The following is a 12,270-nucleotide window of genomic DNA, read 5'->3' on the forward strand; positions in this document are numbered from 1 at the left end:
GCCACCAACACAGGGGGTCGTTCCTTCAGGGACCGGAACCGCCCAACGCTCCGGTCCGCCGCTGCGTCAGCCGGTGGCCGTCACCCCCCGGCCTGCAGCGCGTCGCGCAAGAGGTATGCCCTTCACAAGGACACAAACACCTCTACGCGCGAGTAGTTTCGCGCTGCACAAGGGAGTTGGGAGAGCGGGGAACTCAGGGGATGACGATGACGGGCCGCTTCGCCCGCTTGGCGAGCCGCCCCGCGACGGAGCCGAAGAGCCGTCCGACGATGCCGTGCGTCGACCCGACGACGATCGCGTCGGCCTCGTACTCGCGCCCCACCTCTTCGAGTTCGTGGCAGATGTCACCGCCGCGCTCGACCAGGATCCACGGCACTTCGGCGAGGTAGTCGGCGCAGGCGAGTTCGAGCCCGAGCACCTCGGTCCGGTGGTCCGGCACGTCCACGAAGACCGGCGGCTCACAGCCGGCCCACACCGTGGTGGGCAGCCGGTTGGCGACGTGCACGATGATCAGGCCCGAGCCGGAGCGGTGGGCCATGCCGATGGCGTACGCGAGGGCGCGCTCACTGGACGTGGAGCCGTCGAAGCCGACGACCACGCCGTGCTTGAAAGCGGGATCGCAGGAATGGCGTGGCTCTTCCGCCGCCAGGGGCTCGGCCGCCGTGGGGTCGGCGACGGGCCGCTTGCGGTCCCTGGGTTCGAAGAATTCGTGACCGGCCATGGCTGTCTCGGCGTTGTGATCCTTTATGGGAGGGACGACAGTGTGCGGCGGAGCTGTCCGGGAATCATCTTTCCCGCCCCATACCCCCAAGGGTACGGCGGCACGCCTCCTTAGCCCAGATCCTGCCCTCCGTCGGTGGGGGTTCCAGGGAGCATGCACGAGGGGGCGCCCGTAACGCAATGGTTGCTGCGCTGTACAGGCGGTTCGCGCAGGATTCACCCGGCGCGGGCCCACATCCGGCACGGACGTGCAGTGACCGACCGGTCGAACACGCGTTGAACCGCGTGACTCGTCCCCCAGGGAGCACGTATGCCCGGACCGCCCCACGCCCCCGACCCGTCCCGCCCGCCCGAGAACCCGGCGACCGACGTCGTGCGCTGGGCGGCCTTCAGCTGCGTCCTGGTGCCCGTGGTCCTGCTCTGGTACGGCACCTCGCTCGCCGGAGCGGCGGGAACCGCCCTCGGCCTCGCCGCCGTCACAGCGGTGTGCAGGCTGCTGCTGCGCCAGTCCGAGCGGGGCGCGGCCCGGCTCCCGGCCGAGGAGAGCGCACCCCACCGCGGGCGCCGTCACAGAACGGGTACGGGCGCTCACCGAGGCGGACGTCACACCGGCGGAAGCACACCGGTCGGCTGACCGGTTTCCGCGCACGCGCCCGACACTTTTCAGCCAACTTCCGATACCCGCGCATCCCACCCCCGGACCACCCCCCAACCCCCGTTCGACCTGCACGGAAAGGGGGTACGGGGCCCCGCGTACCCTATGTGGATTGGCCACCGCGACAAGGCGCACTTCCCTGCACGGCCCACGAGTGCAACGCTTCGTGATCGAATGCTTCACGCCAAGTTGCCATGTCGACAATGTGCCGGTTCCCGAACTGGGTCACCCCGGCACCACGCAACACAGTAAATTCGATCTTGACGTCTTACGGCGGGGGACTCGTGCAGGACCGAGGGGAAACGTGCAGGAGCGACACAACCGAGGAGCCGCGACCACCGAGGGGGGCTTAGCAGTATGAGCCACGACTCCACCGCCGCGCCGGAAGCCGCGGCCCGGAAGCTTTCCGGGCGACGCCGCAAGGAGATCGTCGCGGTGCTGCTGTTCAGCGGCGGCCCCATCTTCGAGAGTTCCATTCCGCTGTCGGTGTTCGGGATTGACCGCCAGGACGCCGGCGTGCCGCGCTACCGCCTGCTGGTGGCGGCCGGCGAGGAAGGCCCGCTGCGGACCACAGGGGGCCTGGAACTCACCGCGCCACATGGCCTGGAGGCGATCTCACGCGCCGGGACGGTCGTCGTACCGGCCTGGCGTTCGATCACCTCACCGCCGCCGGAGGAGGCGCTCGACGCTCTGCGCCGGGCGCACGAGGAAGGCGCCCGCATAGTCGGGCTGTGCACCGGCGCCTTCGTGCTGGCGGCGGCGGGCCTGCTGGACGGCCGCCCCGCGACCACACACTGGATGTACGCACCGACGCTGGCCAAGCGCTATCCGTCGGTGCACGTGGATCCGAGGGAACTCTTCGTCGACGACGGAGACGTACTGACATCGGCCGGTACGGCGGCCGGAATCGACCTCTGTCTCCACATCGTCCGCACGGACCACGGCAACGAGGCGGCCGGCGCGCTCGCCCGCCGCCTGGTGGTCCCGCCGCGCCGGACAGGAGGCCAGGAACGCTACCTGGACCGCTCTTTACCCGAGGAGATCGGCGCCGACCCGCTCGCCGAGGTCGTCGCCTGGGCGCTGGAGCACCTCCACGAGCAGTTCGACGTGGAGACGCTCGCCGCGCGCGCGTACATGAGCCGCCGCACCTTCGACCGCCGTTTCCGGTCGCTGACGGGCAGCGCCCCGCTGCAGTGGCTGATCACGCAGCGGGTGCTGCAGGCCCAGCGTCTGCTGGAGACGTCGGACTACTCGGTGGACGAGGTCGCGGGCCGCTGCGGCTTCCGCTCGCCGGTGGCGCTGCGCGGCCACTTCCGCCGTCAGCTGGGCTCGTCCCCGGCGGCGTACCGCGCCGCGTACCGGGCCCGGCGTCCGCAGAGCGAGAAGCCGGCCGACGTCGAGGGCGCCGCCGGCCCGCCGCCCCTGCTGCACCCCGACCAGCCGGTGCCGCTGCAGAGCCGGCGGGCGGCGGCGAGCGCGGTGGGAGCGGGACCGTCCCTGTCGACGGCGACCGCGTCCGCGGACAACGGCCGCGAGGCGTACATGGCCGGCCGCGCGAGCGTGCCGGGCCAGCGCAGCGGTACCTGACCTCGGAACGCCGGGCGGATTCCAGCCCGTCCGGCGTTTGAGGACGAGGCCTTCGGGCCGAAGCGGGGGTCCAGGGGGCGGCAGCCCCCTGGGACACCGACCCCGACACCGGTCACCTAAAAAGCAAGCGCCAGCTTTAGGGTGGTCGCATGAACGATCGCATGGTGTGGATCGACTGCGAGATGACCGGCCTCTCGCTGTCCGACGACGCGCTCATCGAGGTGGCCGCCCTCGTCACCGACTCCGAGCTGAACGTACTCGGCGACGGAGTCGACATCGTCATCCGGCCGCCGGACCAGGCCCTGGAGACGATGCCGGAGGTGGTGCGTCAGATGCACACCGCGTCCGGGCTGCTGGCGGAGCTCCCCGGCGGCACGACGCTGCAGGACGCCGAGGACCAGGTCCTCTCCTACGTCCGCGAGCACGTCAAGGAACCCGGCAAGGCTCCGCTGTGCGGCAACTCGGTCGGCACGGACCGCGGCTTTCTGCTGCGTGACATGCCGACCCTCGAGGACTACCTCCACTACCGGATCGTCGACGTCAGCTCCATCAAGGAGCTCGCCCGGCGCTGGTACCCCCGCGCCTACTTCAACAGCCCCGAGAAGAACGGCAACCACCGCGCCCTCGCCGACATCCGGGAGTCGATCGCCGAGCTGCGCTACTACCGCGAGGCCATCTTCGTACCGCAGCCAGGACCGGACTCGGACACCGCCAGATCGATCGCGGCGAAGCACGTCCTGCCTGCTCAGCAGGGGTGACACGGGTCGCCGGAGGGGGGCCGCGAAAGCCGTGCGCGAGCACCCCTTCGGACCCTGTACACTTTTTCTCGGCCGGTCGGAAAGACCCCAAGTCCTCGACCGGTCATGGTGGGTGTAGCTCAGCTGGTAGAGCACCTGGTTGTGGTCCAGGATGTCGCGGGTTCGAGTCCCGTCACTCACCCTGAACAATCAGCCGGTGGCTCCGTGAAGACGGAAGCCACCGGCTGATTCGCGTTTCGGGCATAGGGTGCCGACGATGACCGAGACCACTTCCCTCCTCACGGAGCCGTTCCGCACGGCCCGCCTGGACGCGGTCCCACTGGCCGTCGGCCACGCCGACGAGATGGCCGCCGTACTGGCGGACCCGGCGCTGCACACCTTCATCGGCGGCAGCCCGCACTCCCCCGAAGCCCTCCGCGCCCGCTACGAACGTCTGGTCGCCGGCTCCCCCGACCCGGGCGTCTCCTGGTGCAACTGGGTACTGCGGCGACGGGAGGACTCCCGGCTGGTGGGAACGGTGCAGGCCACCGTCGCGGGATCGGACGCGGAGATCGCCTGGGTGGTCGGCACGCCCTGGCAGGGTCGCGGCTACGCCTCCGAAGCGGCCCGCGGACTCGTGGCCCTGCTCGGCCGGCATACCTCTGTGTTCACGGTGTCGGCGCACATCCACCCCGACCACGCGGCCTCCGCCGCCGTCGCCCGGGCAGCCGGCCTGACCCCGACGAACGAGGAACACGACGGCGAACGCCGCTGGCACCTGGCACTGCCCCGCTGAACGCGGGGCCCACTACGACACCGACGAAAGCGTGCTACGTCCGCCTGCCGGACGGCCCTACGACGACGCCCGTGCCTCCAGCTCCGTGGCGAGGACCACCTGCCGGCGCTCCAGCCCGCGGGACGCGGCCGGGCGGCGGTCGGCGATCTCCTCCAGGAGGAGGTCGATCATGCGGCGGCCCATCTCCTCGATGGGCTGGCGGACGCTGGTGAGCGGCGGGTCCATGTGGCGGGCGATGGCCGAGTCGTCGTAGCCGACCAAGGCCACGTCATCGGGGATGCGGCGGCCCTCCTCGCGCAGGACCTGGCGGGCGCCAGCCGCCATGACGTCCGAGCCGGCGAAGACCGCGTCCAGGTCGGGGCAGCGGGACAGCAGGCGGGTCATCGCACGGCGGCCGCCCTCCTCGGTGAAGTCGCCCGGCTCGATCAGGGCCTCGTCGACCTTCTGGCCCGCGTCGCGCAGGGCGTCGCGGTAGCCGTCGACGCGCCGCTGGGCGCCGTAGACGTCGAGGCGGCCGGTGATGTGAGCGACCTTGCGGCGGCCCCGGACGAGCAGGTGCTCGGTGGCCGAGCGGCCGCCGCCGTAGTTGTCGGAATCCACCGAGGTCAGGGTCTCGGCGGCCGAGCGGGGGCCGCTGATGACCGCCGGGATCTCCAGCTGGGCGAGCAGGTCGGGGAGCGGGTCGTCCGCGTGCACCGAGACCAGCAGGACGCCGTCCACCCGGTGCGCGGCCAGGTACTGGGCGAGCCTCCTGCGCTCCCGGTCGCTGCCCGCGAAGATCAGCAGCAACTGCATCTCCGTGTCGGAGATCTCCGCGCCCACGCCCTTGAGCATGTCCGAGAAGTAGGGCTCGGCGAAGAAGCGCGTCTCCGGCTCCGGGACCACCAGGGCGATCGCGTCGGTGCGGTTGGCGGCCAGGGCGCGCGCTGCCGTGTTGGGGACGTAGCCGAGTTCGGCGACCGCCGCCTCGACCGCCGCACGGGTCGCCTGGCTCACCCGGGGAGAGCCGTTGATGACCCGGGAGACCGTGCCGCGGCCCACGCCGGCGCGCGCGGCGACCTCTTCGAGGGTGGGCCGGCCTCCGCTTCGACCCCGCGCTCCGTGGCCTGTTGCCATTGGCTCCGCCCTCCCATGGACCTACGTTGGCTGGAATCTAACAGCCCCGCCAGCAGCGGTGACTGCCACAGGGTGCCGTCGTCCCCGGGCCGGGGACCGTCCGGAGGGAGCAGGTCACGGACCCCGCTATTCCACTTAACGGCCCGATAACTGAACGCATAACTCCGCGTCTGCTCCCTTGACACCCCCGCCCGAACCGACGAACCTTCAACACATCACCTGTGGGAGCGCTCCCACGGTACCTGACACATACACATCCCGCACGTTCCCCGCCCGAGCCGCAGCGAGCACGAACGGGCCCAACAATGCCGTTGGCCGGGGGGTCGGCACGTCAGGCAACAGGAGGACGCAAATGGGCACGAGTACCCGACGGTCCCGCAGGCTCATGGCCGTCGCGGCCGTGGCCGCGCTGGCCACGGGGCTGCTGGCCGGCTGCTCCAAGGACTCGGACAGTGGCTCGTCGAACGACGGCGGTGGCAGTGGCAAGGGCAAGACCACACTGACCATCGGCACCTTCGGTGTGTTCGGCTACAAGCAGGCCGGCCTCTACGACGAGTACATGAAGCTGCACCCGAACATCAGCATCAAGGAGAACGTCACCACTCGTACCGACGTGTACTGGCCGAAGGTGCTCACCCGCCTGCAGGCCGGCTCCGGCACGGACGACGTCCAGGCCATCGAGGTCGGCAACGTCACCGAGGCCGTGCAGACGCAGGGCAGCAAGTTCGTCGACCTCGGCAAGGACGTCGACAAGTCCCAGTGGCTGGACTGGAAGAACGCCCAGGCCACCACGAAGGACGGCAAGCTGATCGGGCTCGGCACGGACGTCGGTCCCATGGCGATCTGCTACCGCAAGGACCTGTTCAAGAAGGCCGGCCTGGAGACGGACCGCACCAAGCTCGCCGCGCAGTGGAAGGGCGACTGGGCGAAGTACGTCGACCTGGGCAAGGAGTACATGAAGAAGGCGCCCAAGGGCACCAAGTTCGTGGACTCGGCCTCCTCGATCTACAACGCGGCCCTCGGTGGCGCGAGCGAGCGCTACTACGACAAGGACGGCAACGTCATCTGGGACAAGTCCGCGGGCGTGAAGAAGGCCTGGGACGTCGCGATGTCGGTGGCGACCAGCAACATGTCGGCCAAGCTGAAGCAGTTCGACAAGCCGTGGGACCAGGGCTACGCGAACGCGTCCTTCGCCACGGTGGCCTGCCCGGCCTGGATGATCGGCTACATCGAGCAGAAGTCCGGTGTCGCCGGCAAGGGCAACTGGGACGTGGCCGCGGCCCCGACCGCGTCCAACTGGGGCGGCTCCTTCCTCGGCGTGCCGACGGCGGGCAAGCACCAGAAGGAGGCCATCGCCCTGGCGAAGTGGCTGACCGCGCCCGAGCAGCAGGCGAAGGTGTTCGCCAAGCAGGCCAGCTTCCCGTCGACCCCGTCGGCGTATGCGAGCCTGAAGCCGGCCGCCGACACCACGGCGTACTTCTCCGACGCACCGATCACGCAGATCTTCGGTGACTCGGCGAAGACCATCCCGGTCCAGGTCTTCGGCATCAAGGACCAGCCGATCAACACCGCCCTCACGGACGTCGGCATCCTGCAGGTCGAGCAGAAGGGCAAGAGCCCCTCGCAGGGCTGGGACGCGGCCAAGAACGAGATCAAGGACGTGCTCGGCCAGTGACCAGCTCCAAGGCTCTCGCGCAACCCGCGACGAGCGCCGACGCCGCGCCCGGCACTTCGCCGGGCGCGGCCCGGGGCGCTCACGGTCGCGGTACACCCCCCCAGGGCCCCTCGTCCTGGCGCAGCCGGCTGTACCGCTGGGACATGAAGGCGTCCCCGTACGCGTTCATCGCTCCCTTCTTCGTCATCTTCGGGGCCTTCTCGCTGGTCCCGCTGCTGTACACGGCCTGGTACTCGCTGCACAACGTGCAGCTCTCCTCGCTGGACACCCAGACCTGGGCCGGCCTGGACAACTACAAGAACCTGCTCAGCTCGGACTTCTTCTGGAACGCCCTGAAGAACACCTTCACGATCGGCCTGATCTCGACGGTGCCGCAGCTGATGGCCGCGATCGGGCTCGCCCACCTGCTGAACTACAAGCTGCGCGGCTCCACCGTCTGGCGGGTCGTGATGCTGACCCCGTACGCCACCTCGGTGGCGGCGGCGACGCTCGTCTTCACGCTGCTGTACTCGTGGGACGGCGGCATGATCAACTGGATCCTGCACTTCGTCGGGATCGATCCGATCAACTGGCGTGAGTCCGACTGGGGTTCGCAGTTCGCGGTGTCGTCGATCGTCATCTGGCGGTGGACCGGCTACAACGCGCTGATCTACCTCGCGGCGATGCAGGCGATCCCGACCGACCTCTACGAGTCGGCGGCGATCGACGGGGCCAACCGCTGGGAGCAGTTCCGCCACGTGACGATCCCGCAGCTCAGGCCCACGATCCTGTTCACCGTGGTCGTCTCCACGATCGGCGCGACCCAGCTCTTCGGCGAACCCCTGCTGTTCGGCGGGGTCAGCGGCTCCAAGGGCGGGTCGGAGCACCAGTACCAGACGCTCGGTCTGTACATGTACGACCAGGGCTGGATCATCGGCAACCTCGGCAAGGCGTCGGCGATCGCCTGGACGATGTTCCTGATCCTGATGATCATCGCGGTGATCAACCTGCTGTTCACCCGACGCCTGAGGAAGTCCCAATGACCACGAGTGACCTGACGCTGCCTCAGGCGAGGCCGAAGAAGACCCGCCGTGTGATGGGCGCGGGCAAGCAGCTGCACGCGGGCCCGATGACCTACGTCGTCCTGGGTGTCTTCGCGCTGGTCTCGCTGGCGCCCCTGGTGTGGACGGCGATCGCGGCCTCGCGCACCGACCGGCGGCTGGCCCAGACGCCCCCGCCGCTGTGGTTCGGCGGCAACCTGTTCAAGAACATGCAGGCCGCCTGGGACCAGGCCGGCCTCGGCACGGCGATGCTCAACAGCGTGATCGTCGCGGGCACCATCACCGTGAGCACGGTGGTGTTCTCCACGCTCGCCGGGTTCGCCTTCGCCAAGCTGCGGTTCAGGTTCTCCGGGGTCCTGCTGCTGCTGACCATCGGCACGATGATGATCCCGCCACAGCTGGCCGTCGTGCCGCTGTACCTGTGGATGTCCGACCTCGGCTGGTCGAACCAGCTGCAGACGGTCATCCTGCCGACGCTCGTGACGGCCTTCGGCACGTTCTTCATGCGCCAGTACCTGGTGCAGGCGCTGCCGAGCGAGCTGATCGAGGCGGCCCGGGTGGACGGGGCCAGCAGCCTGAGAGTGGTCTGGCACGTGGTCTTCCCCGCGGCACGGCCCGCGATGGCCGTCCTCGGCCTGCTGACCTTCGTGTTCGCCTGGAACGACTTCCTGTGGCCGATCATCGCCCTGACGCAGCAGAACCCGACCGTGCAGGTCGCCCTGAACTCGCTCGGCACCGGGTACGTCCCCGACCAGGCCGTGATCATGGCGGGTGCGCTGCTGGGCACGCTGCCGCTGCTGATCGCGTTCCTGCTGTTCGGCAAGCAGATCGTCGGCGGCATCATGGCCGGCGCGATCAAGGGCTGACGCCCTGACATCCCTCTTACGAATTCTCCGGTCCGTACGACCTCTCATGGGAGCGCTTCCATGCCTCAAGCCGCAACGCCGGCCACCCCGGTGACCTTTCCTCCCGCCTTCCTCTGGGGCGCGGCGACCTCCGCGTACCAGATCGAGGGGGCGGTGCGGGAGGACGGCCGTACGCCCTCGATCTGGGACACCTTCAGCCATACGCCCGGCAAGACCGCCGGCGGCGAGCACGGTGACATCGCTGTCGACCACTACCACCGCTACCGCGACGACGTGGCGCTGATGGCGGAGCTGGGCCTGACGGCGTACCGGTTCTCGATCTCCTGGTCGCGGGTGCAGCCGACGGGCCGGGGACCCGCCGTCCAGGTGGGCCTGGACTTCTACCGCCGCCTGGTCGACGAGTTGCTGGACCACGGCATCAGGCCGGCCGTCACCCTCTACCACTGGGACCTGCCCCAGGAGCTGGAGGACGCGGGCGGCTGGCCGGAGCGGGACACGGCCTACCGGTTCACCGAGTACGCGCAGATCGTCGGCGAGGCGCTGGGCGACCGGGTGGAGCAGTGGATCACGCTCAACGAGCCGTGGTGCAGCGCCTTCCTCGGTTACGCCTCCGGCGTGCACGCGCCGGGCCGCACGGACCCCGAGGCGTCGCTGCGGGCCGCGCACCACCTCAACCTGGCCCATGGGCTGGGCACTTCGGCGCTGCGCGCGGCCATGCCGGCCCGCAACACCGTCGCGCTCAGCCTCAACTCCTCCGTGGTGAGGCCGCTTTCGCCGCAGGACCCGGCGGACCTGGCCGCGGTGCGGAGGATCGACGATCTGGCCAACGGGATCTTCCACGGCCCGATCCTGCACGGCGCCTACCCCGAGTCGCTGCTGTCGGCGACCGAGTCGATCACCGACTGGTCGTACGTCCTCGACGGCGACCTGCGCGCGATCCACCAGCCGCTGGACGCGCTGGGCCTCAACTACTACACGCCGTGCCTGGTCTCGGCGGCGGGTGCCGAGGTGACCGGTCCGCGCACCGACGGGCACGGCGCCAGCGAGCACTCCCCGTGGCCGGGCGCCGACGACGTCGCCTTCCACCAGACGCCGGGCGAGCGCACGGAGATGGGCTGGACGATCGATCCGACGGGCCTGCACGAGCTGATCATGCGCTACACCCGGGAGGCACCCGGTCTGCCGCTGTACATCACCGAGAACGGCGCCGCCTGCGACGACAAGCCCGACCCCGACGGCCGCGTCCACGACCCCGAGCGCATCGCCTACCTGCACGGGCACCTCTCGGCGGTCCGCCGCGCGATCACCGACGGCGCGGACGTCCGCGGCTACTACCTGTGGTCGCTGATGGACAACTTCGAGTGGGCGTACGGCTACGAGAAGCGCTTCGGCGCGATCTACGTCGACTACGCCACCCTCGCCCGTACGCCGAAGTCGAGCGCCCACTGGTACGGGCAGGCGGCGCGGTCCGGAACGCTGCCGCCGGTGATCTCCGACTGACGGCAGAACGCCGCCCGGTCGGGCCGGGCGGCGGGAGAGCGGGGGGCGGGGCGCGGCGGCCGACGGGCGCCGCGCCCCGGCTGCGTTCACGACCGGTCAGTTGAAGGCGCCGAAGGCCTTCGAGAAGGCGAACGCGCTCTGGGTGATCGAGCTGCACGTGGCGTCGGCCGTGGGCTTGGTGCCGCCGGGACACTGCTTGTCGCGGGTCGCGGACCACATCGACAGGCCGCCCAGGCCCTTGGACTTGGCGAAGTCCACCAGCTGGGTGGCGTCGTCGACCTTGAAGACCTCGGTGGAGACGTCGTTGACGCCGATCATCGGGGTCACCGCGACCGTCTTCCACGCCGCGCTGTCGGAGAGGCCGAGGACGCTCTTGACCTGCGCCTGGGTGGCGGTCGCGGCCTGCACGGCGTAGGTGCCCATGTCACCGCTGTACGAGGCGCCGTAGTCCATGGCCATGATGTTGACGGTGGAGGTCTTCACGCCGTTGGACTTGGCGTTGGACAGGAGGTTCACACCGTCCTGGGTGAGGCCCTCGGGCATCACGGGCAGGGTGAACGACACGTCCAGGCCGGGGTGCTGTGCCTGGAGCTTGGCTATCGCCTGGGCGCGGCGGGTGTTCGCGGCCGTGTTCGGCAGCGCGCCGCCCTCGACGTCGAAGTCGACCTTGGTCAGCTTGTACGCGTCCACGACCTTCCCGTACGCCGCGGCCAGCGCGTCCGCCGAGGAGCAGGTCGTGGCCAGCTCCGAGCCGGAGGCGCCGCCGAAGGAGACCCGGACGTCGCCGCCCTTGGCGCGCAGCGAGCCGATCTGCGCGGCGACACCGTCGCTGCCGAGGTCCGTCACCCCGCCCCACTTGGGGGTGCAGCCGCCGCCGTCGGTGACGAACGCGAGGTTGTAGGTCTTCACACCGGTGGCGTCGGCGCTCGCGAGGAGGTCGAAGGCCGGGTAGAGGGAGGTGTCGACGTAGGGCGCGAAGCCCGCGCTCGTCGTGGTGCCGCTGCCCGTGCCGGTGCTCTGCGAGGGGGACGCGGTGGGGGTGGGGGTCGCCGTCGGCTTGGGCGTCGCCGTGGGGGTCGGGGACTCGGTGGGGCGGCCGCTCGGCTCGGGCGCCGGGCCGTCGTCCGCGGAGCACTTGGCGCCGTCGATGACACAACCCCGCGGGTCCGCCGTGCCGTTGACGACGAAGCCGACGGTGACGGACTTGCCGGGCGCGAGGCCGTCGGTGTCCCACTTCGCCGGGGTGACGGTGACGTGCTGCCCGCTCACGGCCGACTCGGCGTTCCACAGGGAACTGAGCTTGGCGCCCGACGGAAGGTCGAACTCCAGCTTCCAGGTCTTCTCCGTCGCGCCGCTGTTGTTCGTCACGACGTACTGGGCGGTGTACCCCGTCGACCAGTCGCTGGTCTTCGTGTACGCGGCGCCGACGCCGGCCGCGTGCGCGGTGCCGGTGAGGAGGACCGCGCCACCGCCCACGACGGCCGCGGCGACGACACCGCCGATGACCTTGTTCCTGCCGCTGACCTTGTGTCGATGCATGCTCATGGCGAGGCACGCTAGCGAGCCGGAATCGGGCAA

The 12,270-nt window shown here is 70.1% G+C and carries 11 protein-coding genes and 1 tRNA gene; 9 read left to right on the forward strand and 3 right to left on the reverse strand.

Annotated features, from left to right (window positions below):
* Positions 1-193: 193 nt before the first annotated feature.
* Positions 194-721, reverse strand: a complete 528-nt coding sequence (locus FBY22_RS36085) for a universal stress protein (RefSeq protein ID WP_142152166.1) — start codon at positions 719-721, stop codon at positions 194-196.
* Between the two features lie 309 nt (positions 722-1,030).
* Between FBY22_RS36085 and FBY22_RS36090 the strand changes: the two genes are divergently transcribed.
* The 5 genes from FBY22_RS36090 (at position 1,031) to FBY22_RS36110 (ending at position 4,495) form a co-directional block, all read left to right on the forward strand.
* Positions 1,031-1,354: a hypothetical protein gene (locus FBY22_RS36090; protein ID WP_142152167.1), complete on the forward strand. Its 324-nt coding sequence runs from the start codon at positions 1,031-1,033 to the stop codon at positions 1,352-1,354.
* Positions 1,355-1,732: 378 nt separating this feature from the next.
* On the forward strand, positions 1,733-2,962 hold the full coding sequence (locus FBY22_RS36095; RefSeq protein WP_142152168.1) for a helix-turn-helix domain-containing protein: 1,230 nt from the start codon (positions 1,733-1,735) through the stop codon (positions 2,960-2,962).
* A gap of 149 nt (positions 2,963-3,111) precedes the next feature.
* Positions 3,112-3,720 (forward strand): oligoribonuclease, encoded by a 609-nt coding sequence (gene orn, locus FBY22_RS36100; RefSeq protein ID WP_142152169.1) that lies wholly within the window; start codon positions 3,112-3,114, stop codon positions 3,718-3,720.
* 108 nt (positions 3,721-3,828) lie between these two features.
* Positions 3,829-3,901 (forward strand) — tRNA-His (locus tag FBY22_RS36105).
* A gap of 75 nt (positions 3,902-3,976) precedes the next feature.
* On the forward strand, positions 3,977-4,495 hold the full coding sequence (locus tag FBY22_RS36110) for a GNAT family N-acetyltransferase (protein WP_142152170.1): 519 nt from the start codon (positions 3,977-3,979) through the stop codon (positions 4,493-4,495).
* Between the two features lie 57 nt (positions 4,496-4,552).
* On the opposite strand, the gene FBY22_RS36115 is transcribed toward FBY22_RS36110, so the two are convergent.
* On the reverse strand, positions 4,553-5,611 hold the full coding sequence (locus FBY22_RS36115) for a LacI family DNA-binding transcriptional regulator (RefSeq protein ID WP_142152171.1): 1,059 nt from the start codon (positions 5,609-5,611) through the stop codon (positions 4,553-4,555).
* 352 nt (positions 5,612-5,963) lie between these two features.
* Here FBY22_RS36115 and FBY22_RS36120 point away from each other — a divergent pair, with 352 nt between their 5' ends.
* Genes FBY22_RS36120 through FBY22_RS36135 form a run of 4 tightly spaced genes read left to right on the forward strand, consistent with a single transcriptional unit; the run spans position 5,964 to position 10,692 of the window.
* Complete coding sequence (locus FBY22_RS36120; protein WP_142152172.1) at positions 5,964-7,286, forward strand: ABC transporter substrate-binding protein; 1,323 nt, start codon at positions 5,964-5,966, stop codon at positions 7,284-7,286.
* Positions 7,283-8,308, forward strand: a complete 1,026-nt coding sequence (locus FBY22_RS36125; RefSeq protein ID WP_142152173.1) for a carbohydrate ABC transporter permease — start codon at positions 7,283-7,285, stop codon at positions 8,306-8,308. Before FBY22_RS36120 ends, FBY22_RS36125 begins: the two co-directional genes overlap by 4 nt.
* On the forward strand, positions 8,305-9,192 hold the full coding sequence (locus FBY22_RS36130) for a carbohydrate ABC transporter permease (RefSeq protein WP_174267342.1): 888 nt from the start codon (positions 8,305-8,307) through the stop codon (positions 9,190-9,192). Before FBY22_RS36125 ends, FBY22_RS36130 begins: the two co-directional genes overlap by 4 nt.
* Positions 9,193-9,252: 60 nt before the next feature.
* On the forward strand, positions 9,253-10,692 hold the full coding sequence (locus FBY22_RS36135) for a GH1 family beta-glucosidase (protein WP_142152174.1): 1,440 nt from the start codon (positions 9,253-9,255) through the stop codon (positions 10,690-10,692).
* 96 nt (positions 10,693-10,788) lie between these two features.
* On the opposite strand, the gene FBY22_RS36140 is transcribed toward FBY22_RS36135, so the two are convergent.
* Positions 10,789-12,237: a cellulose binding domain-containing protein gene (locus tag FBY22_RS36140; RefSeq protein WP_142152175.1), complete on the reverse strand. Its 1,449-nt coding sequence runs from the start codon at positions 12,235-12,237 to the stop codon at positions 10,789-10,791.
* Positions 12,238-12,270: the final 33 nt, after the last annotated feature.

It is taken from the genome of Streptomyces sp. SLBN-31 (assembly GCF_006715395.1).
Classification (GTDB): domain Bacteria; phylum Actinomycetota; class Actinomycetes; order Streptomycetales; family Streptomycetaceae; genus Streptomyces.

What these genes read in the sequence shown, in the direction of transcription:
- FBY22_RS36085 (WP_142152166.1), bottom strand. Translation starts at nt 721, where the DNA reads ATGGCCGGTCACGAATTCTTCGAACCCAGGGACCGCAAGCGGCCCGTC.
- FBY22_RS36090 (WP_142152167.1), top strand. Translation starts at nt 1,031, where the DNA reads ATGCCCGGACCGCCCCACGCCCCCGACCCGTCCCGCCCGCCCGAGAAC.
- FBY22_RS36095 (WP_142152168.1), top strand. Translation starts at nt 1,733, where the DNA reads ATGAGCCACGACTCCACCGCCGCGCCGGAAGCCGCGGCCCGGAAGCTT.
- orn (WP_142152169.1), top strand. Translation starts at nt 3,112, where the DNA reads ATGAACGATCGCATGGTGTGGATCGACTGCGAGATGACCGGCCTCTCG.
- FBY22_RS36110 (WP_142152170.1), top strand. Translation starts at nt 3,977, where the DNA reads ATGACCGAGACCACTTCCCTCCTCACGGAGCCGTTCCGCACGGCCCGC.
- FBY22_RS36115 (WP_142152171.1), bottom strand. Translation starts at nt 5,611, where the DNA reads ATGGCAACAGGCCACGGAGCGCGGGGTCGAAGCGGAGGCCGGCCCACC.
- FBY22_RS36120 (WP_142152172.1), top strand. Translation starts at nt 5,964, where the DNA reads ATGGGCACGAGTACCCGACGGTCCCGCAGGCTCATGGCCGTCGCGGCC.
- FBY22_RS36130 (WP_174267342.1), top strand. Translation starts at nt 8,305, where the DNA reads ATGACCACGAGTGACCTGACGCTGCCTCAGGCGAGGCCGAAGAAGACC.
- FBY22_RS36135 (WP_142152174.1), top strand. Translation starts at nt 9,253, where the DNA reads ATGCCTCAAGCCGCAACGCCGGCCACCCCGGTGACCTTTCCTCCCGCC.
- FBY22_RS36140 (WP_142152175.1), bottom strand. Translation starts at nt 12,237, where the DNA reads ATGAGCATGCATCGACACAAGGTCAGCGGCAGGAACAAGGTCATCGGC.